Annotated in this window: 18 protein-coding genes and 2 pseudogenes; 9 read left to right on the top strand and 11 right to left on the bottom strand. The window is 65.5% G+C overall.

Going from position 1 to position 21,243, the window contains the following annotated elements; translation table 11 throughout:
* The first annotated feature begins 102 nt into the window (after nucleotides 1–102).
* Together ONR75_RS20455 and ONR75_RS20450 are read left to right on the top strand one after the other, a co-directional pair.
* A complete protein-coding gene (locus ONR75_RS20455; RefSeq protein WP_265078864.1) occupies nucleotides 103–747 on the top strand; it encodes a DUF47 domain-containing protein in 645 nt (214 codons plus the stop codon).
* A 14-nt stretch (nucleotides 748–761) separates the two neighbouring features.
* Nucleotides 762–1,775, top strand: coding sequence for an inorganic phosphate transporter (locus tag ONR75_RS20450; protein WP_265078863.1), 1,014 nt, complete (start codon nucleotides 762–764; stop codon nucleotides 1,773–1,775).
* A 106-nt stretch (nucleotides 1,776–1,881) separates the two neighbouring features.
* Here ONR75_RS20450 and sugE read toward each other — a convergent pair whose 3' ends face one another.
* A complete protein-coding gene (gene sugE, locus ONR75_RS20445; RefSeq protein ID WP_265078862.1) occupies nucleotides 1,882–2,196 on the bottom strand; it encodes a quaternary ammonium compound efflux SMR transporter SugE in 315 nt (104 codons plus the stop codon).
* A gap of 155 nt (nucleotides 2,197–2,351) precedes the next feature.
* On the opposite strand from sugE, the gene ONR75_RS20440 reads away from it, so the two are divergent.
* Nucleotides 2,352–3,971, top strand: a complete 1,620-nt coding sequence (locus ONR75_RS20440) for a peptide chain release factor 3 (protein ID WP_265078861.1) — start codon at nucleotides 2,352–2,354, stop codon at nucleotides 3,969–3,971.
* A gap of 669 nt (nucleotides 3,972–4,640) precedes the next feature.
* Here ONR75_RS20440 and ONR75_RS20435 read toward each other — a convergent pair.
* A complete protein-coding gene (locus ONR75_RS20435) occupies nucleotides 4,641–5,327 on the bottom strand; it encodes a VOC family protein (protein WP_265078860.1) in 687 nt (228 codons plus the stop codon).
* 162 nt (nucleotides 5,328–5,489) lie between these two features.
* On the opposite strand from ONR75_RS20435, the gene ONR75_RS20430 reads away from it, so the two are divergent.
* Nucleotides 5,490–6,089, top strand: a complete 600-nt coding sequence (locus ONR75_RS20430; protein ID WP_265078859.1) for a hypothetical protein — start codon at nucleotides 5,490–5,492, stop codon at nucleotides 6,087–6,089.
* A 77-nt stretch (nucleotides 6,090–6,166) separates the two neighbouring features.
* On the opposite strand, the gene ONR75_RS20425 is transcribed toward ONR75_RS20430, so the two are convergent.
* The 3 genes from ONR75_RS20425 to ONR75_RS20415 form a co-directional block, all read right to left on the bottom strand.
* On the bottom strand, nucleotides 6,167–6,667 hold the full coding sequence (locus tag ONR75_RS20425; RefSeq protein ID WP_265078858.1) for a tetratricopeptide repeat protein: 501 nt from the start codon (nucleotides 6,665–6,667) through the stop codon (nucleotides 6,167–6,169).
* Nucleotides 6,661–7,134: a tetratricopeptide repeat protein gene (locus tag ONR75_RS20420; protein ID WP_265078857.1), complete on the bottom strand. Its 474-nt coding sequence runs from the start codon at nucleotides 7,132–7,134 to the stop codon at nucleotides 6,661–6,663. Before ONR75_RS20420 ends, ONR75_RS20425 begins: the two co-directional genes overlap by 7 nt.
* 1,002 nt (nucleotides 7,135–8,136) lie before the next feature.
* Nucleotides 8,137–9,132, bottom strand: a complete 996-nt coding sequence (locus ONR75_RS20415) for a Bug family tripartite tricarboxylate transporter substrate binding protein (RefSeq protein ID WP_265078856.1) — start codon at nucleotides 9,130–9,132, stop codon at nucleotides 8,137–8,139.
* A 131-nt stretch (nucleotides 9,133–9,263) separates the two neighbouring features.
* Between ONR75_RS20415 and ONR75_RS20410 the strand changes: the two genes are divergently transcribed.
* The 5 genes from ONR75_RS20410 (at nucleotide 9,264) to der (ending at nucleotide 13,538) form a co-directional block, all read left to right on the top strand.
* The gene (locus ONR75_RS20410) at nucleotides 9,264–9,848 is read left to right on the top strand and encodes an NnrU family protein (RefSeq protein ID WP_265078855.1); all 585 of its coding nucleotides are present in this window, start codon (nucleotides 9,264–9,266) and stop codon (nucleotides 9,846–9,848) included.
* 5 nt (nucleotides 9,849–9,853) lie between these two features.
* Entirely contained in the window at nucleotides 9,854–10,702 is an 849-nt protein-coding gene (panB, locus tag ONR75_RS20405; protein WP_265078854.1) for a 3-methyl-2-oxobutanoate hydroxymethyltransferase, read from the top strand.
* A gap of 159 nt (nucleotides 10,703–10,861) precedes the next feature.
* Nucleotides 10,862–11,515 (top strand): tetratricopeptide repeat protein, encoded by a 654-nt coding sequence (locus tag ONR75_RS20400; RefSeq protein ID WP_265078853.1) that lies wholly within the window; start codon nucleotides 10,862–10,864, stop codon nucleotides 11,513–11,515.
* A 44-nt stretch (nucleotides 11,516–11,559) separates the two neighbouring features.
* Entirely contained in the window at nucleotides 11,560–12,087 is a 528-nt protein-coding gene (locus ONR75_RS20395; RefSeq protein ID WP_265078852.1) for a hypothetical protein, read from the top strand.
* Nucleotides 12,088–12,149: 62 nt separating this feature from the next.
* On the top strand, nucleotides 12,150–13,538 hold the full coding sequence (gene der, locus ONR75_RS20390) for a ribosome biogenesis GTPase Der (protein ID WP_265078851.1): 1,389 nt from the start codon (nucleotides 12,150–12,152) through the stop codon (nucleotides 13,536–13,538).
* 98 nt (nucleotides 13,539–13,636) lie between these two features.
* Here the strand turns inward: der and ONR75_RS20385 are convergent, their stop codons facing one another.
* The 6 genes and pseudogenes from ONR75_RS20385 to radA all read right to left on the bottom strand — a co-directional run bounded on the left by ONR75_RS20385 (nucleotide 13,637) and on the right by radA (nucleotide 21,199).
* On the bottom strand, nucleotides 13,637–14,833 hold the full coding sequence (locus tag ONR75_RS20385) for an ABC transporter substrate-binding protein (RefSeq protein WP_265078850.1): 1,197 nt from the start codon (nucleotides 14,831–14,833) through the stop codon (nucleotides 13,637–13,639).
* Between the two features lie 253 nt (nucleotides 14,834–15,086).
* Entirely contained in the window at nucleotides 15,087–16,202 is a 1,116-nt protein-coding gene (locus ONR75_RS20380) for a hypothetical protein (RefSeq protein WP_265083748.1), read from the bottom strand.
* A 209-nt stretch (nucleotides 16,203–16,411) separates the two neighbouring features.
* Entirely contained in the window at nucleotides 16,412–17,152 is a 741-nt protein-coding gene (locus ONR75_RS20375; RefSeq protein WP_265078849.1) for an SDR family NAD(P)-dependent oxidoreductase, read from the bottom strand.
* Between the two features lie 190 nt (nucleotides 17,153–17,342).
* The gene (purF, locus tag ONR75_RS20370; RefSeq protein ID WP_265078848.1) at nucleotides 17,343–18,854 is read right to left on the bottom strand and encodes an amidophosphoribosyltransferase; all 1,512 of its coding nucleotides are present in this window, start codon (nucleotides 18,852–18,854) and stop codon (nucleotides 17,343–17,345) included.
* Nucleotides 18,855–18,891: 37 nt separating this feature from the next.
* A pseudogene (locus ONR75_RS20365) lies at nucleotides 18,892–19,528 on the bottom strand (CvpA family protein).
* Nucleotides 19,529–19,735: 207 nt separating this feature from the next.
* A pseudogene (gene radA, locus ONR75_RS20360) lies at nucleotides 19,736–21,199 on the bottom strand (DNA repair protein RadA).
* Nucleotides 21,200–21,243: the final 44 nt, after the last annotated feature.

The following is a 21,243-nucleotide window of genomic DNA, read 5'->3' as shown; positions in this document are numbered from 1 at the left end:
CGCCAATTGCCCGGCGTGTCTCAAAATGCTTTATGACGCTCATGTGACGGGGTGCCGCCCGAGGCGGCGTCCTGCAGATTTTGACGCGAAATGGATTGATTGATGCTGCGCTGGTTCCGAAGCTTCTTGCCGCGTGAAGAGAGGTTTTTCGACCTGTTCGCCCGCCATTCGGTGACGGTGGTGCAAGGCGCCGAAGCGCTGCTGGGGATGCTGCGTGGCGGCGACGAAACGCCGGTGTTCTGCCAGCGCGTCAACCAGTTCGAGAACGACGCCGACGCCATCACCCGCGAGGTGCTCACCGCGGTGCGCCGCACCTTCATTACCCCGTTCGACCGCGTCGACATCAAGAACCTGATCACGTCGATGGACGATGCCATCGACCAGATGCAGCAGACCGCCAAGGCGGTGATCCTGTTCGAGGTGCGGCAGTTCGAGCCGCCCATGCGCGAGATCGGCACGCTGCTGGTGGAATGCGCCAACCTGGTCGGCCGCGCGCTGCCGCTGATGAAGAACATCGGCGAAAATGTCGGATTGCTGACAGCGATCACCGAAGAACTCGGCAAGCTCGAAGGCCGCGTCGACGACCTGCACGACATCGGCCTCAAGGAGCTGTTTCTCAAGCACCGCGAAGCCAACACCATGGATTTCATCGTCGGCGCCGAGATCTACAAGCATCTCGAGAAGGTCGCCGACCGCTTCGACGACGTGGCGAACGAGATCAACAGCATCGTCATCGAACAGGTCTAGGGCAGGGCTGCACAGTGGATGCCACGCTCGCCCTTCCGGTGCTGATCGGCCTTATCGCCATCGCACTGCTGTTCGACTTCCTCAACGGGTTGCACGACGCCGCCAACTCGATCGCCACCATCGTGTCGACCCGGGTGCTGCGGCCGCAATACGCCGTGCTGTGGGCGGCGTTCTTCAATTTTGTCGCTTTTGCCGTGTTCGGGCTGCACGTCGCCAACACCATCGGCACCGGAATCATCGATCCCCATGTGATCGATGCCTCGGTGATTTTCGGCGCGCTGATGGGCGCCATCGTCTGGAACGTGATCACCTGGGGGCTGGGGATTCCATCGAGTTCCTCGCATGCGCTGATCGGCGGCCTGCTGGGGGCCGGCCTCGCCAAGGCCGGCTTTGCCGCGGCCGAATGGGAAGGCCTGTCGATGGCTTTGCTGGCCATCGTGCTGTCGCCGGTGATCGGCTTCCTGCTGGCGCTGGTGCTGACCGCGATCGTCTCGTGGGCCTCGGTGCGCTCGACGCCGTTCGCGGTGGACCGCGCCTTTCGCATCCTGCAATTCGTCTCGGCCTCGCTGTATTCGCTTGGTCATGGCGGCAACGATGCGCAGAAGACCATGGGCATCATCGCCGTGCTGCTCTATTCGCAGGGCCATCTCGGCAGCGAATTTTCGGTGCCGTTCTGGGTGGTGATGGCCTGCCAGACCGCCATGGCGCTGGGCACGCTGATGGGCGGCTGGCGGATCGTGCGCACCATGGGCCTGCGCATCACCAAGCTGACACCGATGCAGGGATTTTGCGCCGAAACCGGCGGCGCCGCGACTTTGTTCGCGGCCACGTTTCTGGGCGTGCCGGTCTCGACCACCCACACCATCACCGGCGCCATCGTCGGCGTCGGCGCCGCCCGCCGCGTTTCCGCGGTGCGCTGGAACGTGGCCAGCTCCATCGTCTACGCCTGGGTGATCACCATCCCGGCGTCGGCGATCGTCGCGGCGCTGGCCTATTGGGCCGTGCAACTGGTGCATCTGCCGTTTTAGGGCTTTTTGTAGGATGGGTAGAGCGGAGGCGCGAAGCGCCGGAGCGAAACCCATCAACTTCTGCTGATGGGTTTCGCTGCGCTCTACCCATCCTACAATCCAGCGTTCAGCTCACCAGCTTGAGGCCGACGATGCCGGCGACGATCAGCCCGATGCAGGCGATCCGGGCGAAACTCGAGGGATCGCCGAACAGCACGATGCCGAGGATTGCGGTGCCGACAGCGCCGATCCCGGTCCACACCGCATAGGCGGTTCCCATGGGCAGGGTTTTCAGCGCCAGCGCCAGCATGCCGACCGACGCGGTCATGCTCGTTAGGGTCAGCACCGAGGGGATCAGCCTGGTAAAGCCCTCGGTGTATTTCAGCCCGACGGCCCAGCCGACCTCGAGCAACCCGGCAATCAACAGTAGAAACCACGCCATGACGGCCTCCGGAACAAGCAGGCCGTCCTGCGCATGAAGGAATGGAAGGTCGTCCTTCCCCGGCCTATATGAGGGCCAGCGCCGTTGCGCGCAACCCGGCCGTTTTCCCGCATTTTCCCTTGATTGCGCCCGCTTTCCCTGCCACAGGCAACTCCATGTCCGACATTGCCCTCACTGCCGAATCGCCCGCGCGCGCCCAGCTCGCCATGGAAGTGGCCCGACGCCGCACCTTCGCGATCATCTCCCATCCTGACGCCGGCAAGACCACGCTGACGGAAAAGCTGCTGCTGTTCGGCGGCGCCATCAACCTGGCCGGCCAGGTCCGCGCCAAGGGCGAGCGCCGCTCGACCCGGTCCGACTGGATGAAGATCGAACGCGACCGCGGCATCTCCGTGGTCACCTCGGTGATGACCTTCGAGTTCAACAACCTGGTGTTCAACCTGCTGGACACGCCGGGCCACGAGGACTTCTCCGAAGACACTTACCGGACCCTGACGGCGGTCGATTCCGCGGTCATGGTGATCGACGCCGCCAAGGGCATCGAGGCGCGCACCCTGAAGCTGATCGAGGTCTGCCGTCTGCGCGACATTCCGATCATCACCTTCATCAACAAGATGGACCGCGAGAGCCGCGACACCTTCGACCTGCTCGACGAGATCGAGAAGACGCTGGCGCTCGACACCACGCCGATGACCTGGCCGGTCGGCCGCGGCCGCGACTTCCTCGGCACCTACGACATTTCCACCGGCGGCATCCGCCTGCTGGAAGGCGGCGGCGCCAAGACCGGTGCGGCGGAGAATATTGCGGTGGCCGACCTCGCCGCGCGCCATCCCAATCTCGACGTCTCCGAGACCCTCGAGGAACTGTCGCTGGTCAAGGAAGCCGGCAAGGCGTTCGATCTCGAATCCTTCCGCGAAGGCCACATGACGCCGGTGTATTTCGGCTCGGCGCTCCGCAACTTCGGCGTCGGCGATCTCCTGGAAGGCCTCGGCAAGTTCGCGCCGCCGCCGCGCGCGCAGGATTCCAACCTGCGCAAGGTGGAAGCCAGCGAGCCCGCCATGTCGGCCTTCGTTTTCAAGATCCAGGCCAACATGGATCCGAACCACCGCGACCGCATCGCCTTTGCACGTCTCTGCTCGGGCAAGCTGACCCGCGGCATGAAGGCCAAGCTGGTGCGCACCGGCAAGAACATGTCGCTGTCGAGCCCGCAGTTCTTCTTCGCGCAGGATCGCGCGCTGGCCGACGAGGCCTTTGCCGGCGACGTGGTCGGCATTCCCAACCACGGTACCTTGCGGATCGGCGACACCCTGACCGAGGGCGAGGATCTCACCTTCGTCGGCGTGCCCTCGTTCGCGCCGGAAATCGTCCGTCGCGTCCGGCTCACCGACGCCATGAAAGCCAAGAAGCTGAAAGAAGCCTTGCAGCAGATGTCGGAAGAGGGCGTGGTACAGGTGTTCCGCCCGCGCGACGGCGCGCCGGCCCTGGTCGGCGTGGTCGGCATGCTGCAGCTCGACGTGCTGAAGGCGCGATTGCAGGCTGAGTATCAGTTGCCGGTGGACTTCGAGATTTCCGAATTCTCGCTGGCGCGCTGGATTTCATCCGACGACCGCAAGAAGCTCGATACGTTCGTCAGCAACAACTCGTCGGGCGTCGCCGACGACGTGGACGGCGATCCGGTGTTCCTGGCCAAGAACGAGTTCTACCTGAACTACACCCGCGAACGCGCCGAAGGCATAGTGTTCTCGGATATCAAAGACGTGAAGAAGAAGGCGTGAGGCGACGCTGTTAATGGCAGAGATCGCGCGCGGAATATCGCCCGCTCTCCACTGTCATCACCCGCGAAAGCGGGTGATCCAGTAACCACAAACGTCGCGGTGCTATCATTGATGCCGGAGTGTACTGGATCGCCCGGTCCTGACGCGCAATTGCGCGCCTGGCCGGGCGATGTCAGTTGTGGTCGCGGCCCACGTCATCCCGCTTAGAACGACGTGAACAAGCAGGCGTAGAGCGATACTCTCCGCTTGTCGTCACCCGCGAAAGCGGGTGACCCAGTAAACGCCGGCATTTCGGCGCCATCACTGACTCCGCGGAATACTCGGTCGCCCGGTCATCCCCGATCAAGTCGAGGACAGGCGCCGGGCGATGACAGTTGCGGTTGCGGCGCTGCCTTGCGCATCATCGGCGCGAGTTGTCGCGACCCGCGTCATCCCGCTTAGAACGACGTGAACAAGCAGCCGTAGAGCGATACTCTCCGCTTGTCGTCACCCGCGAAAGCGGGTGACCGGGTAAACGCCGGCATTTCGGCGCCATCACTGACGCCGCGGAATACTCGGTCGCCCGGTCATCCCCGATCAAGTCGAGGACAGGCGCCGGGCGATGACAGTTGTGGTCGCGGCGCTGCCCTGCGCATCATCGGCGCGGTGCATCGTCCCACTCGCATCGCCTCACTCCGGCAGCTCCTTTCCTGCCTGCTCACGCACCATGTAGTCCGCGTACCAGTCCGCCCAGTTGTCGTCATGTGCGCCGGTGCGCTTCTCGTGTTCGCCATGCGCAGCGGCGGCGCGGCGTAAAGCCGCGGCGAGGTCGGTCGACGAGGCGAAGCTGGTTGCGGCTGCGTCGATGCGGCCGGGCAGGCGCGCGGTGATTTCCTGCAACAGCCAGCCATTGCCGTCGGGATCGCTGAACGCGGCGAATGAGCCGTAGCTTGAGTGCGCGGGATCGGTACCAGTGACCCGGAGCCGTCCGGACAGAAACGGTTCGTCCGGCCCGGCATGGACGTCGCCGCCGCCGTGGAACACGTCGCCGACCGCGACGCCGCGGCCGAGCAATTCCTTGCGCGCGGCTTCGATGTCGGAGACGATCAGGTACAGGCCGCGCGCCGAGCCCGGCGCCGCCGCGGTGACGTTGCTGCCGAAGATCACCGAGCAGCCGGAGCCGGGCGGCGTGAACTGGATGACGCGCCAGTCGCCGCCAGCGAAGTCGGCGTCAAGCCGCCAGCCGAGGCTGGCATAGAAGCCCTTGGCGCGGTCGACGTCGGACACCGGAATGACGATGACCTCGAGCTTCATGTCGAGCGCCGGGGCGGCCGGGGTGTTGGCTGCCGCATCGCTCCGCAACGGGGAACTGCTCATCCGGATCTCCCTGGGTTGGATCTGCGTGCGCAAAGTCTGCCGCCGGATCGTGGCGCGGGCAACGGCCTGGCGCGCGCCGATGACGAATAATTTACGATGCCTGCGGCGACCGTCGCTTGTTCGCGCGCGTTGTCGCGCTAGCTTCCTCGTCGGGGAGATCCCATGCTGCGCGCGTTCATGGTCGTTCTGGCGCTTGTTGTGTTCGCCGCTGCGGGTTCTGCTGAAGCACGACCGCGACATCCGGTCGACGCCACGCCGTTCGCGCACGCGCCGTGCAGCGTGCTGGACAATGCGCCCTGCACACCATCTTTCTGCAGCGTGTTCGAGCATGGGCCGTGCATTCCGGAAATCGACTACCCGATCGGGCAGAACCTGCAGGTGACGGTGCTGAGCGTGCCGGGCAGGGACGACACGGGAAAATATCAGCGGCCGGACCATGATCTCGACACGCTCGGCGACCTGTTCGCCATGCTGCGGTCGTGCTGGTCGCCGCCGGCGCAGGACGGTGCGAAAGCCGGGATACAGATGTCGGTGATGTTCAGCTTCAACAAGTCCGGCGCGATGATCGCCGCGCCGCGCATGACCTTTGCGAGCAAGGACGCCACGAGGGATCTGCGGCAGACCTATCTGCAGGCGATCGACGCCTCGCTTGATGGTTGCCTGCCGCTGCGGTTCACCGGCGGACTCGCCGGCGCCATTGCCGGGCGACCGATCATGATCCGCTATGTGGATAATCGCGATTTGCAGAACACCGCGAGGTAAGGCGCCTGCTTCTCCCTCTCCGCCGCGGAACTCGCGGGGAGGGTGGCCCTCGGTGTCGTCGCGTCTCGCTAATTTATTCAGATCGGTTTCGGCGTCGTCTTGCCGCGAATGGCCGTTGCGCGCGCGACAACCTGTCTGGCGTCGGCGGTGCGTCCCATATCCCGGTAAACACCGGCCAGGCTGTCCAGCGTCACCGCGAGATCCGGATGGTCCGCACCGAGCGTCTTCTCGAAAGCCGTCACCGACTGTTTCAAAAGCTGTTCGGCCTCGGCGTTGCGCCCCTGACGCGAATAGACCATGGCCAGATTGTTCAGCGCATAGGCGACCTCGGGATGATCGGTACCGAACGCTTTCTCGGTCGCTGCGATTGCGCGCTTGAGCATCCGCTCGGCATCGCCGTAACGACGCCGATGCATGTAGGCATCCGCCAGGTTGCTCATCAACACGGTGGCTTCCGGATCGTCGGGGCCGTTCGCCTTTTCGAGGATGGCCAGTCCCCGCTCGAACAGCGGTTCGGACTTATCGTACCGGCCCTGATTGCTGTACGTGGCGGCGAGGTTGCTTAGCGCGATCACCACCGACGGATCGTCGCGACCGCGCCTTTTTCGGAAAGGGCGATCGACCGCTTGAGGAACGGCTCCGCTTCGGCATAACGCCCTTCCGCGCGGTACAGGTCGCCCAGATTGTTCAGCACATCGGCGACGTCCAGATCATCCTGACCGGGCGTCTTCTCGGTGATCGCCAGCGAGCGCTTGTACAGCGGTTCGGCAACGGCGTATTGACCGAGATTGTAGTGGATCATGCCAAGGTCATTGAGCGGCGTCGCGACCTTCGCGTCATCGGGACCGAACTTCTTCTCGCGAAGGGCCAGCGACTTCTGCGCCAGCGGCAGCGCTTCCAGGTATTTCCCGGCCCGATAAAGATCTTTTATCTGGCGGCTGAGCGTGCCTGCCTCGTTCTCTCCCGCGCGGGATGGCGCGCCGGGCGACAGGCTCAGGGCGAGCGCAATGGTGGCAATACAGATCGATGCTTTCAGGGCCTTCATCGCGCATTCCTTCCGCGGTATTTTCGGGATCTGTGCGTTCTGTGCGTCCGGACGCCGGGCAGGTTCAATGCCGGCGGGCGCGGTGACGCCATCGTCATTCCCCGGCACGCCAATTGACGCGCCGGGGAACGACGATCTGAGATCCCTGCCGCGTCTAAAATATATTCCTATCCATCTTGACGGCTTTCCGACAAAGATTATAGTCCGTTTTGTCCTGCCCCATCGAGAGGGGCGATCGCGATCGTCACGATTGCGGGGCGGGATGCGGTGGACGCCGGAGATGCGGCGTCGCGCGGTGCAACGGGGAGGTCCGACGCCGGGTCGGGACACAGCCAAGGTGCCAGAACTTCACTGGCGCGGCGGCGCCGTCGAGATCCGGACCACGACAGATCCTGCGCACCCCGCGAACGGCCCAAGTCACGATGGCCCCGATCCTCGTCCTGGATCATCGATGGTGCGCTAAGGTTGGCCGGGCACCAGGGGGTGTCGCGGAGCAAGTCGCAAACCCGCCGCGTGCGGAACGCCGGTTGTTCCGGTTGTCCGAAAGTCCTGGCGCATCATTCCTGCCGACTACGGCTGGCGTCAGGCCCAAGGGTGCATCGGGCACCCGGCGTTCCGCGCGCCCTCTTCACGGGGAGGGCGGGGAATGCAGCATACCTCGGACGCCGTGGGCGCCGCGAGAATTCGAAAGCGCGGCTGTTTGACATTCGAATAGAAATTCGCGGCGGCGGCAGTGGCGCGCGACCGATCGCAGCGGGCGCGGTCTATCCCTCCCCCGCGTCTTCGCGGTGGGGTCGCGCGGGCGATTGCCCGCGCTGGGGTGGCCCGGCGAAGCCGGGTCGGGTGGGGGCGTTTAGCATACGCTACGTCACGTGGAGCGCCCCCACCCCGGCCTCCACTTCAGCGATGCTGCGCATCGCTTCGTTCGGCCGACCCTCCCCACCGCGGAAGACGCGGGGGAGGGACGTCACTGCCGCCGGCGCGTTGCTGATGAAAAGTGAACTACTCGATCCGGATATTCGCCGCCTTGATCACGTCCGCCCACAGCGCCTTCTCGGCGGCCATGCGCCGGCGCAGCTCGTCGGGGGTCGACGGCACCGGGGTGATGAGCTGCACCTTGAGCTTCTCGATCACTGCCGGCTCGCCCAGCGACTGCACCACCTCGGCATTGATCTTTGCGACGATCTCCTTCGACAGGCCGCCGGGGCCGACAAGGCCGTTCCAGGCGTCGGACTGCACGTCGATGCCGCTCTCGGTCAGGGTCGGCACATCCGGCAGGAAGGGTGAGCGTTTCGCAGTGGACACTGCGAGGATCTTCACTGCGCCGGAGGAGAGCTGCGGCGTGACGCCGGGTGCCGGCAGGCAGCCGACCTGGACGTCGCCGCGGATCAGCGCGGTGGTCGCCGCCGGCGACGAGGGGTAGGGGATGTGCACCATGCGCACGCCGGCCCTCTGCGCGATCGCCTCCATGCACAGTTGCGACAGCGTGCCGACGCCGATCGAGCCATAGGCGAGACCCTTGCTTTCGGCCTTCGCCTTGGCGAGCAGCTCGGCCACGGTGTTGACGCCGAGGCTGGTCGGCACCGCCAGCACGCTCGGCAGCTGCGTCAGCATGGTGATCGGCGCGATATCGGTATCGGGATTGTAGGGCAGCTTGGCGAACAGCAGGGTGTTGATGGCCAGCGGGCCGCCCAGCGAGATGCCGATGGTGCCGCCGTCGGGCACGGCCTTGGCGATGGCGTCGGTGCCGATATTGCCGGAGGCGCCGGGCTTGTTCTCGATCACGAAGGTCGTGCCGGGATGGCGGGCCTGAAGACTGTCGGCGAGCACCCGGCCGATGATGTCAGGCGAGGCGCCGGGGCCGAACGGCACGATGATCTTCACCAGCTTCGGCGGCCACACCTCCGCCGGGGTCTGCGCCTGCACCGCCTGCGTCAGGGCCAGCAGCAGCGTCAGCGCCAGCAGCAGCCGGCATGCCCTCGTGTCGTTTCGCAGCATTGCGCGCATCCCCAAAAGAGTTATACCCGGAGCCGCTTCAGCGGGCGCCATGGCGCCGGCCTGCCGGCGATGGCCGGGACCATAGTGGGATTTTCGCGGCGGGCAACCGTCTGCATCGACAGGAGGATGCGGTGGGACTGAGCGTCATGATCCTCGGCTTGGTGCTGTTTTTCGGCATTCACGTCGTCTCGACCCGGCGGACGCTGCGCACGCAGCTGATCGCCCGTTTCGGCGAGAGCCTGTACAAGCTCGGTTATGCGCTGGTGGCGGCCGTCGGCTTGGCGCTGATCATCTGGGGCTTTGCCAGCTACCGCGCCACCGGCTGGATCGACGTCTGGACGCCGCCCAAGGCGATGCGCCACATCGCGGTCGGCCTGATGCTGCCGGCGGTGATCATGGTGGCGGCGGCCTATCTGCGCGGCCGCATCTACACCACGCTGAAACATCCGATGCTGGCCGGCGTCAAGCTGTGGGCGCTGGCGCATCTGCTCGCCAATGGCGATCTCGGCTCGATCATCCTGTTCGGCTCGTTCCTGGCCTGGGCGGTGTTCGACCGCATCTCGCTGAAGCGCCGCACCGACGGCGGCGGCCCGCCGATCCCCGTGGGCGGCCCGCTCAACGATGTGCTTGCCGTCGCGGTGGGCATCGTCGCCTATCTGGCGCTTGGTTTTGCATTTCATCCGGTCGTGATCGGCGTGCCGGTGTTCGGAGCCTGATAAAAATGTCCATTCAGTCTGCCATCAAGCGCAAGACCGCGCCTGATATCTTCGCGCGCAAGAACGGCGAACCGATCGTGATGCTGACCTCGTATCACGCGCATACGGCGTCGCTGGTCGATCGCTATTGCGACGTCATCCTGGTCGGCGACAGCCTCGGCAATGTCATGCACGGCTTCGAGACCACCATTCCCGTCACGCTGGAGATGATGATCCTGCAGGGCCATGCGGTGATGCGCGGCTCGCAGCAGGCGCTGGTGGTCGTCGACATGCCGTTCGGATCCTATGAGGCCTCGAAGGAGCAGGCGTTCCATTCCGCCGCGCGCATTCTCAAGGAGACGCACTGCGGCGCGGTGAAGCTCGAGGGCGGGGTGCGGATGGCGGAGACCATCGCCTTCCTCACCGAGCGCGGCATTCCTGTCATGGCGCATATCGGTCTGACGCCGCAGTCGATCAATGCACTCGGCTCGTTCCGCTCGCAGGGCCGCGCCGAGTCCGAGGCGCTGGCGCAAGGTGACAACACGGTCGGCCCGATCCAGGCCGACGCCCGCGCGGTGGCCGATGCGGGCGCGTTCTCGGTGGTGATCGAGGCGGTGGCCGAGCCGCTGGCGCGCAAGATTACCGAGAGCATCGCGATCCCGACCATCGGCATCGGCGCCTCCGCGGCCTGCGACGGCCAGGTACTGGTGCTGGAGGACATGCTCGGCCTGTCCGCGCGGGTGCCAAAATTCGTCAAGCGCTATGGCAATCTCGGGCCGATGATCGAGGCCGCCATCGAAGGCTACGCCACCGACGTGCGGTCGCGGGCGTTTCCGGGGCCGGAGCATGTCTACGGCGCCAAGCCGAAGGCGTGAGCGGGTTCGCGGCGTTAAGGATGCTGTGGTAACACCTTGATCGCGCTGGTTTTGCCTTGTGGTCGCCATATCGCTAGGGTATCGCCGCCGCCATGCCGGGGATGTGATGCCCGGCGCCGCCGGGGTTGGGCGCGGTCAATCGGGGACGGGATCTCTTAAGTGTCTGAATTATTTAATGAAGTCGACGAAGACTTGCGTCGCGAGCAGCTCAAGAAGCTGTGGGACAAATATTCGATCGTGGTGATCGCCGCGGCGATTCTGATCATTGCCGGAGTCGGCGGCTGGCGCGGCTATTCCTATCTCGAGGCCAAGAAGGCCGCCGAGGCCGGCGCCGCCTTCGACCGCGCCGCGGACCTGTCCGAGCAGAGCAAGCACGCCGAGGCCGAAGCCGCCTTCGCCAAGCTCGCCACCGAGGCGCCGGCGGGCTATCGCACCCTGGCGCGGCTGCGTGCCGCCGCCGAGGCCGTGTCGCGCGATCCGCAGGCCGCGGTGAAGCTGTATGACGACATTGCCGCCGATCGCGGCGTCGGAGCCGCCGAGCAGGACCTGGCGCGGATTCGCGCCGCCGGCCTGTTGCTGGAAACCACCCCTTATGACGCCATGCTGGCGCGGCTTGAGGCCGCGGCAGCGCCGACCAGGACCTATCGCCATTCGGTGCGCGAACTGCTGGCGCTGTCCGCGTGGCGCGTCAACGACACCACCGCGACCCGCAAGTGGCTCGACGTCATCGCCAACGATGCGGAGACCCCGGCCAGCCTGCGGACCCGCGCCGAAGCGCTGCAGGCGCTGCTGCCGCCGTCGGCCAAAAGCTGAGCCGGCCGCCGCCTTCGAGATCCAGAGTTGAGTGAGACAACCCCATGCGCATTTCGCAACGCCTCGTAACCGCCGCCGTCCTGATTGCGCTGTCCAGCGCGCTGGCCGGCTGCGGCAGCATGGGCGGATGGGATCCATCGGATTTGCTCGACTTCCTCGACACCAAGAAGAAGCTGCCGGGCGATCGCAAGCCGGTATTCCCCGAAGGCGTGCCTGGCCTGCAGCAGGGCGTGCCGAAGGAGCTCTACAAGGAAAACGTCGAGCGCGAGTTGCAGCAGCAGAACGCCGTGGCGCCGCCTGTTGAAGAGCCGAAGCCGCGTGGCAAGCCCAAGGGCCGGGTCAATGTCGGTGCCGTCCGCAGCAGCGCCCCGGCGCCCGAGGCTGCACCTGCCGATCCCGATGCCGCGCCGACCGAGGATACGTCCGGCGCGCCGCCCGCGCCCAAGGGCAAGAAGATCGTACGTCGCCGTACCACCGCACCGCCGGCCGACAATTCGTCCGCGCCGCCGGCGGCTGAGCCCGCCACCACGCCATTCCCGGCACCGGTGCCTTCGGGCACCTTTACGCGCTGAGAACGCGGCCCAAAGGGCCGCTCTCATTGACATGCGCTGCTTAAAGGGCGCACGGAACAGCCATGTCTTTCACCATTGCCATTATCGGCCGACCCAATGTCGGCAAATCCACGCTGTTCAACCGTCTGGTCGGGCAGAAGCTCGCGCTCGTCGATGACACCCCCGGGGTCACCCGCGACCGCCGCGAGGGGGCCGGCAAGCTCGGCGACCTCGAATTCACCCTGATCGACACCGCCGGCCTCGACGAGGGCCCGAAGGGCTCGCTGACCGCGCGGATGCAGGAGCAGACCGAGACCGCCATCGGTCTGGCCGACGCGCTGCTGTTCGTCATCGATGCCCGCGCCGGTCTGACGCCCAACGACCGCGCCTTCGCCGATTTCGCCCGCCGCGCCGACAAGCCGGTGGTGCTGGTGGCCAACAAGAGCGAGGGCAAGCACGGCGCGGTCGGCGCCATGGAATCCTATGCGCTCGGCCTCGGCGATCCGATCCAGATTTCCGCCGAGCACGGCGAGGGCCTCAGCGATCTCTACGACGCGCTGCGCGACCTGATGCCCGAGCCGCCGGTCGACGTCGAGGATTTCGACGACGACGACATCATCGAGTCCGAGGAGGACATCGCCAAGCGGCCGATCCGTGTCGCCATCGTCGGCCGGCCCAATGCCGGCAAGTCGACCATGATCAACCATCTGCTCGGCGAGGAGCGGTTGCTGACCTCGGACGAAGCCGGTACCACTCGGGATTCGATTTCCGTCGAGCTCAACTTCAAGGGCCGCGAATTCCGCTTCTTCGACACGGCCGGCCTGCGCCGCCGCTCGCGCATCGAGGAGAAGCTGGAGAAGCTCTCCGTGGCCGACGCGCTGCGCGCCGTCCGCTTTGCCGAAGTCGTCGTGCTGATGATGGAATCGCAGAGCAAGTTTGAGGAGCAGGACCTGCGCATCGCCAGCCTGATCGAGCGCGAGGGCCGCGCGCTGGTGATCGCTGTCAACAAATGGGACCTGATGAGCGGCAAGGCCAATCTGGTCAACGACCTCCGCACCGACGTCGATCACCTGCTGCCGCAGGTCAAGGGCGTGCCGATCGTCGCGGTGTCCGGCCTGATGGGCGAGGGCATCGATAAATTGATGAAGGCGATCGAGGACTCCTACGCGGTATGGAACAGGCGCGTGCCGACGGCGTCGCTGAACCGCTGGTTCGAGCAGGCCGTCGACAACAATCCGCCGCCGGCGGTGTCGGGGCGCCGCCTGAAACTCAACTACGTGACCCAGGCCAAGGCGCGACCGCCGAGCTTCATCGTGTTCTGCTCGCGCGCCGACGCGGTGCCGGAATCCTACCTGCGCTATCTCGTCAACTCGATGCGCACGTTCTTCGACCTGCCGGGCACGCCGATCCGCATCATGCTGCGCGAGAAGGCCAATCCTTTCGCTCACAAGCGCAAGCGTCCGACGCGGTAACGCGGGCGCGCTGTCGCCGTACAGGATCTGCGAATACGAAAACGGCGCGCTCATCGAGCGCGCCGTTTTCGCAACTGCTCCGCTCGGTCCAGCGGCAGTTACTTCTTGATCAGCGGACACTCGCTTTGCGACAGCGGCCGTGCGGCGTCCTCGGGCGAGATGGTGGCGATGGTCTTGTAATAGTCCCACGGATACTTGGATTCCTCGGGCTTCTTCACCTCGAAGAGATAGGCCGTGAGCATCTTGCGGCCGTCGGCGCGGATCGTGCTCTTGCCGAACAGCAGGTCGTCGGTCGGCAGTTCCTTCATCTTGGCCACCACCTTGGCGCCGTCATGCGGATTGCCGCCCATCGCCTCGAGCGTCTTCAGGTAATGCAGGATGCCCGAATACAGGCCGGCCACCGTCATCGACGGCATCGAGCCGGTCTTGGTCTGTGCCGAAAAACGCTTCGACCACGCCCGGGTGTTGTCGTTCATGTCCCAATAGAAGGACTCCGTGAACGACAGACCCTGGGCGGTCTTCAGCCCCAGCGAATGCACGTCGTTGATGAACAGCAGCAGCGCCGCGAGCTTCTGGCCGCCGGAGACGATGCCGAATTCAGAGGCCTGCTTGATCGCGTTAGTGGTGTCGCCGCCGGCATTGGCGAGGCCGACCACCTTGGCTTTCGACGCCTGTGCCTGCAGCAGGAACGAGGAGAAGTCCGAGGTATTGATCGGGTGCTTGACGCCGCCGACCACCTTGCCGCCGTCGGCCGTCACCACGGCCGAGGTGTCGCGCTCCAGCGCTGCGCCGAATGCATAGTCCGCGGTGAGGAAGAACCAGGTGTTGCCGCCGGCCTTGGTCAGCGCGTTGCCGGTGCCATGCGCCAGCATGTAGGTGTCATAGGTCACCGAGATGGTGTTCGGCGTGCAGGCCTTGCCGGTCAGGTCGGCGCTGGCGCCGCCGGAATTGATCAGGATCGAGTTCTTCTCTTTCACCAGATTGCTGACCGCGAGGGCGACGCCGGAGTTCGGCGTATCGACCACCGCATCGAGCTTGTCGACATCGATCCACTGCCGCGCGATGTTGACCCCGACGTCGGGCTTGTTCTGGTGATCGCCGCTGAGCACGTCGATCTTCCAGCCCTTCTTCAGCAGGCCGGAATCCTCGACCGCCATCTTGGCGGCAATCACCGAGTTGGGGCCGCCGATATCGGCATACAGGCTCGACATGTCGTTGAGCACGCCGATCTTGACCGTTTTGTCCTGGGCCTGGGCCTGCGCGGACCATGCCAGACCGGCGACCGCGACAGCCACGGCTGCGCGACCTGAGATAGCAATTCTCGCGAGTTTCCCCTCGATTGGTGGCGCAGTCGTACCGTCTTGGGCGGCTGGATGCTGCACCGGTTGGTTGGCGTTTGTCCCGTCCCGGCGTCTTCGGCGCCGGTGACCCATCGAGCATAGCAGTTGCACGGCAGCCGGCCATTGCTTCGTTAGGCTAATGGAGTCGGACCGGCGGCATCGTGACCGCTCCTGACCGCTCCTGGCCGTTGTCGTCCCGGGATGCGGCCTACTTCAGGGCGTCGGACACCAACCGGAATTTCTGGATGCGTTTGCCGGTGTCGACCTCGGCGGTATAGACGTTGCCTTTGGCGTCGACCGCCATGGCGTGAATCCAGTGAAACTGGCCGGCGTTGCGGCCATTGCGGCCGAAGCTGCCGACCACCTTGCCATCGGCGCGGTCGAGCACGCGGACCTCATTGTTCTCGCCGTCGGCCGACAGCAGCCATGTCTGCTTCGGGTCGGGCCAGATCGCCAGATCCCACACCGCGCCGTTGCCCAGCGTGTTCTTCTCGAAGAACCACTCCTTCACGAAGCTGCCGTCCTTCTTGAACACCTGGATGCGGTTGTTGATGCGGTCGCAGACATAGACGAGGCCGTCATTGGCGATCTTCACGCAATGCACGGGATTGGCGAATTGCTGCGACGCCGGTGCCGCCGGATCGTAGGCGGCCTGCTTGTCGTCGTTGGGCTTGTTGCCATAGGCGCCCCAGTGCCGCTTGTAGGCGCCGCTGGTGGCGTCGAACACGATGACGCGGCGGTTGCCATAGCCGTCGGCGACATAGATCTCGTTGGCGTCCTTGTCGATCGCGGTCTCTGCGGGCTTGCCTAGTTGAGTCGTGTCATTGCTGCCCTTGCTCGGCGCGATCGATCCGATCTGCATCACGAACTTGCCGTCGAGGGTGAACTTCAGGATCGCATTATCGTTGTCAGCATTGCCGCCGACCCAGACGAAGCCTTTCTCGTCGACCTCGATGCCGTGCTCGCGGCCAACCCATTCATAGCCTGCACCCGGGCCACCCCACGACCGCAGCAGGTTGCCGTCGGTATCGAATTCCAGCACCGGCGGCGCCGACACGCAGCACTTCGACCGCGGCGGGGTGAGCGCCGCGCCTTTCTCGTCGTCGGTCAGCGAACGCGGCCGGTGGATCACCCAGATATGGCCCTGCGCGTCCACTGTGATGCCGCCGACCTGGCCGAGGATCCAGTTGTTGGGAAGTGGCTTCGGCCAGGCTGCCTCTACCTCGAAGCGCGGGATATCGGCGGCCCAGGCGGTGCCGACGATGGCGAGCCATGCGATGGCGGTGCCGCCGATCGCTGCGAGCAAACAGCCGCGCCTCGACATCTGCCTCATGGGCAGCCTCCCCGATTTTTCGATGCGGGTTATCCCGCTTGGCAGGGAGTGAAGTACCGACGTGGCGTGAAGTCAATCTTGCGCTGCGGTGCGCATACCGCACACGCAGGTGTCACCACCCGCGAAAGCGGGTGATCCAGTACACACAGGTCAGTGTTTACTGGGTCGCCCGGTCAAGCCGGGCGACGACTATGGTGAGCCTACGCCGGCGGATGAAAATCCATCACCCTGCGCGACTTGTAGTCGTACAGCTTTCCCGTTTCGCTCCACGAGGCCATGCACATCGGCACGATGAATTCCGCGACCTGGTCCGATGTCGGCAATGTCGCCGGATCCTCGCCGGGAAACACGGTGGCGCGCATGCGGGTGCGGACCGGGCCGGGGCTGAACAGGTTGACGCGGATGGCGGTGGTGGCGGTCTCGGCGGCCCAGACGCGCGCCAGCGCGTCGAGGGCGGCCTTGGAGGCCGCGTAGGGGCCGAGATAGGCCGGCGCGATACTGGAGGCGCCGGAGGTGATGAACACCGCGCGGCCGGCATCGGACATTTTAAGCAGCGGCTCCATGCAGCGGATCAGCTGGAAGTTGGCGGTGACGTTGACCGCCATGCTGTCGGTCCATCGTTTCAGTTCGGTATGGCCGAGCGGCGAGGACGTGCCTGCCACGCCAGCATTGCCGACGAGGATATCGAGTTTGCCATGGCGCTCGTTGAGCGCGGCGCCGAGCCGGGCAATGCCGTCGGAATCGGTGACGTTGAGCGGCACCAAAGTGGCGCTGCCGCCTTCCGCACGAATGGTATCGTCGAGTTCTTCGAGGCCGCCCTGGGTGCGGGCCACCGCGACGATATGGGCGCCAGCTTTGGCCAGGGCGACGGCGGTGGCAAAGCCGATACCGCGCGAGGCGCCGGTGACGAGGGCAATACGGGAGGCGAGAGGAAGGGGCATGATGCGGCTCGATCTTCCCTCGCCCCGGACTTGCGGGAGAGGGGGCCGCGCGTCAGCGCGGCCGGGTGAGGGGCTGCTATTGCACAATGGCGCCGAGGAATAAACCCTGCGGAAGCGCCCCTCACCCGACGTGTCGCGCTTCGCGCGAAACGTCGACCTCTCCCCGCAAGAGCGGGGCGAGGTAAGGGCCTCAGCTCGCTTCGGCGAGCAGCGACAGCTGGCGCGGCGCCTCGATCTCGCTCATGTCGGTGAGCGGGGTGGGGTAGTCGCCGGTGAAGCAGTGGTCGCTGAATTTCGGATGGGCAGGATCGCGGCCCGGCTCGCCCATGGCGCGGTAGATGCCGTCGACCGAGACGAAGGCCAGCGAGTCGGCGCCGATCAGTTCGCGCATCTGCTCGAGCGAGTGGGTGGCGGCGAGCAGGCCGTTCCGGTCGGGCGTATCGATGCCGTAATAGTCGGGATGGGTGATCGGCGGCGAGGCGATGCGGAAGTGGACTTCCTTCGCGCCGGCGTCACGCATCATCTTGACGATCTTCTTCGACGTTGTGCCGCGTACCAGGCTGTCGTCGATCAGCACGATGCGCTTGCCCTCGATGGCGGCGCGGTTGGCCGAATGCTTCATGCGCACGCCCAGTTCGCGCACGCTCTGGGTCGGCTGGATGAAGGTGCGGCCGACATAGTGGTTTCTGATGATGCCGAGTTCGAACGGTACACCGGAGGCGCGGCTGTAGCCGATTGCAGCCGGCACGCCGGAATCCGGCACCGGCACCACCACATCGGCTTCCACATGGGTTTCGCGGGCGAGCTGCTCGCCCATCGCCTTGCGCACGTCGTAGACCGAACGGCCGCCGACCACCGAATCCGGTCGCGCGAAATAGATGTATTCGAAGATGCACGGGCGCGGCGGCACCGGCGCAAACGGCTTGTGGCTCTGTACGCCCTTCTTGTCGAACACGATGACTTCGCCGGGCTCGATGTCGCGGATGTACTTGGCGCCGATGATATCGAGCGCGCAGGTTTCCGAAGCCAGGATCGGCGAGCCGTCGAGTTCGCCCAGCACCAGCGGGCGGATGCCGAACGGATCGCGTGAACCGACCAGTTTCTTGTTGGTAAGCGAGACCAGCGCATAGGCGCCCTCGATGGCGCGCAGCGCCTCGATGTAACGGTCGATGAAGCGGTTGCGCTTGGAATGCGCGACGAGATGCAGGATCACCTCGGTGTCGGTGGTCGATTGCATCATGGCGCCGTTGCGCACCAGTTCGCGGCGCAGGGTCAGGCCGTTGGTGAGGTTGCCGTTGTGGGCCACTGCAAAGCCACCGGCATTGAGCTCGGCGAACAGCGGCTGCACGTTGCGAAGGATCGTTTCGCCGGTGGTCGAGTAGCGGGTGTGGCCGACGGCGGCGGTGCCGGGCAGGCGCTCGATCACTTCGCGGCGGGAGAAGGTGTCGCCGACCAGGCCGAGGCGGCGCTCGCTGTGAAATCGGCCGTTGTCGTAGGAGACGATGCCGGCGGCTTCCTGGCCGCGGTGCTGCAGGGCGTGTAGCCCGAGCGCGGTGATGGCGGCGGCGTCTGGGTGCCCGAAGATGCCGAACACACCGCACTTCTCGCGCAGCATGTCGCCGTCAACATCGCTGTCGCGCAGGTTGTGGTGGTGGTCTGGTTCGAGGTCCGGTTTTGCAGCGTCGTGGGAAGGGCTTTGCATGGGGGTCATCGCCTCTCTGGTCGCAAGAAACCGGGTACTACTGTTTCGCAGGTTTGCCATCGATCAGCTTTTTCAGGCTGTCGCGAGCAGGTTTGGAATAGCCATCGCCCGCGCCGGCGGGGGCCGCCGGCTCGGTGTCAGTCTGTTCCTCATCGGGCTTGTTTTTCTTGAACTTCTTCAAGATGGTGTTCTCGGGGTCATCCGGCAAGAGTGCCATCAGCCAATCGCCGGTGGATTTCAGCACGGTCAGCGACTTGGCCCCCGTGACCCAGTCCGGGCGCTGCTTGTCGGGAACCAGCCAGCTGAAGAACAGGAACGCCACCACCACGATCAGCATGCCGCGGGCGAGGCCGAACAGGAAACCGAGGGTGCGGTCGAGCGCGCCGATGCGCGAGATCCAGGATCATGTCGGAGATCCGCACCGTGACGATCGAGACGACGATCAGCGTACCGATGAACAGGCCGGCAATCACCGCGACGGTGGCGATGGTGTCGTTGGCGATATAGCCCTTGGCAGCGGGCAGCATCTTCGGGAAAGCGTAGAGCGTGACCAGCGCGGCGGCGCCCCAGGCGGCGATGGAGAGAATCTCGCGCATGAACCCGCGGACCATCGCGAGCAGGCCGGAGATCAGCATTACCCCGAGCAGGACAAGGTCGAGAATCGTTATTGGCATCGGCTGGTCAGGTCCGCTCGGTGGTCAAAATCGCGAATCGGCGAGAATCTACCGGTCAGCGTGACGGTCATATGGCACGTCCGGCAAGGCCGGAAAACAGCTAACGGCCCCGTCATCCCATCATTGTTCCGATGGCTTAATGGAGTGTGTCAGTGGCCGGTGCGTTGAGCAGGGTATAGCGGCGCTGGCCCCGTCCGTCACGCCGCTTCAGCCGTTGTCGCGCTTGAATCGGGCCGGTGCGGTATTTTTCTCCGCGTCTGTGCTTTTGCTGTTGTCCACCTTGGCGCGCGGCGAACCGCGGGCGGCGATATCGGCCACCAGGCTAGTCAGCCCGCCCATGGTGTTGAGCACCAGCCCGGCATCGCCCATCGGCTCGCCGCGCGCCGATTCGGGCAGCACCGCGCGGCCGAAGCCGAGTTTCGCGGCTTCCTTCAGCCGCGCCGAGGTTTGCGCCACCGGGCGCACCGCGCCGGACAGCGAGACCTCGCCAAAATACACCGCATCCGGCGGCAGTGGCGCATTGGCCAGCGACGACACCAGCGCCGCGGCGGCGGCGAGATCGGCCGCCGGTTCCTGGATGCGCAGGCCGCCCGCGACGTTGAAATAGACGTCGTAGCCGGAGAGTTTCACGCCGCAATGCGCCTCCAGCACCGCCAGCACCATGGACAGCCGGCTGGAATCCCAGCCGACCACGGCTCGGCGCGGCGTGCCTAATGTGGTCGGCGCCACCAGCGCCTGCAGTTCCACCAGCACCGGGCGGGTGCCCTCCATGCCGGCGAACACCGCCGTGCCCGGGCTGCCGAGATCGCGGCCGGACAGGAACAGCTCGGAGGGATTTGAGACCTCGCGCAGGCCGAGCCCGGTCATCTCGAACACGCCGATCTCGTCGGTCGGTCCGAACCGGTTCTTCACCGCGCGCAGAATGCGGAACTGCTGCGAGCCCTCGCCCTCGAACGACATCACCGCATCGACCATGTGCTCGACCACGCGCGGGCCGGCGATCTGTCCGTCCTTGGTGACGTGGCCGACCAGGATGATGGTGGCGCCACTTTTCTTGGCAAAACGGATCAGCGCCTGCGCCGAGGCGCGCACCTGGGTCACCGTTCCCGGCGCCGATTCCACGGTGTCGGTCCACATGGTCTGGATCGAGATCGATCACGATCAGCCGCGGCGTGGCGCCTTCCGACAAAGTGGCGACGATGTCCTCGACGGAGGTCTCCGAGGCCAGCTGCACCGCGGCGTCGGCGAGGCCGAGCCGGGCTGCGCGCAGCCGCACCTGGGCCACCGCTTCTTCGCCGGAGATGTAGACCACGCGGTGGCCGGCGCGGGCCATCAGCGAGGTCGCTTGTGTGAGTAGCGTCGACTTGCCGATGCCGGGATCGCCGCCGATCAGCAGCACCGAGCCGCGCACGAAGCCCCTCCGGTGACGCGGTCGAGCTCGCCCATGCCCGACGCGATGCGCGGGGCATCCTCGCTCTTGCCGGTCAGGCTTTCCAGATTGAACAGCCGGCCGCGTCGCTTGGAGCGGATCGACACCGGCATGGTGGTGGCACCGGTGGTGTCTTCCTCGACCAAAGTGTTCCACTCGCCGCAGGATTCGCATTTGCCCTGCCAGCGGTTATAGGCCGCGCCGCAGTTCTGGCAGACGAAGGAGAGGACGTTCTTGGCCATGGCGTGCCGCTGTCGGGAGGAGCGTTGATGCGAGCGTGGCCAAA

Origin of the sequence: Rhodopseudomonas sp. P2A-2r (assembly GCF_026015985.1) — a bacterium.
Lineage (GTDB): Bacteria > Pseudomonadota > Alphaproteobacteria > Rhizobiales > Xanthobacteraceae > Tardiphaga.
This window is presented reverse-complemented; position numbering and strand designations above follow the sequence as displayed.

Excerpts from the sequence above, each read along its gene's own strand:
- ONR75_RS20380 (WP_265083748.1), bottom strand. The coding sequence starts at position 16,202 with ATGTCGAGGCGCGGCTGTTTGCTCGCAGCGATCGGCGGCACCGCCATC.
- ONR75_RS20435 (WP_265078860.1), bottom strand. The coding sequence starts at position 5,327 with ATGAGCAGTTCCCCGTTGCGGAGCGATGCGGCAGCCAACACCCCGGCC.
- ONR75_RS20415 (WP_265078856.1), bottom strand. The coding sequence starts at position 9,132 with ATGCTGCGAAACGACACGAGGGCATGCCGGCTGCTGCTGGCGCTGACG.
- ONR75_RS20430 (WP_265078859.1), top strand. The coding sequence starts at position 5,490 with ATGCTGCGCGCGTTCATGGTCGTTCTGGCGCTTGTTGTGTTCGCCGCT.
- ONR75_RS20440 (WP_265078861.1), top strand. The coding sequence starts at position 2,352 with ATGTCCGACATTGCCCTCACTGCCGAATCGCCCGCGCGCGCCCAGCTC.
- sugE (WP_265078862.1), bottom strand. The coding sequence starts at position 2,196 with ATGGCGTGGTTTCTACTGTTGATTGCCGGGTTGCTCGAGGTCGGCTGG.
- ONR75_RS20375 (WP_265078849.1), bottom strand. The coding sequence starts at position 17,152 with ATGCCCCTTCCTCTCGCCTCCCGTATTGCCCTCGTCACCGGCGCCTCG.
- ONR75_RS20395 (WP_265078852.1), top strand. The coding sequence starts at position 11,560 with ATGCGCATTTCGCAACGCCTCGTAACCGCCGCCGTCCTGATTGCGCTG.
- der (WP_265078851.1), top strand. The coding sequence starts at position 12,150 with ATGTCTTTCACCATTGCCATTATCGGCCGACCCAATGTCGGCAAATCC.
- ONR75_RS20455 (WP_265078864.1), top strand. The coding sequence starts at position 103 with ATGCTGCGCTGGTTCCGAAGCTTCTTGCCGCGTGAAGAGAGGTTTTTC.
- purF (WP_265078848.1), bottom strand. The coding sequence starts at position 18,854 with ATGCAAAGCCCTTCCCACGACGCTGCAAAACCGGACCTCGAACCAGAC.
- ONR75_RS20420 (WP_265078857.1), bottom strand. The coding sequence starts at position 7,134 with ATGAAGGCCCTGAAAGCATCGATCTGTATTGCCACCATTGCGCTCGCC.
- panB (WP_265078854.1), top strand. The coding sequence starts at position 9,854 with ATGTCCATTCAGTCTGCCATCAAGCGCAAGACCGCGCCTGATATCTTC.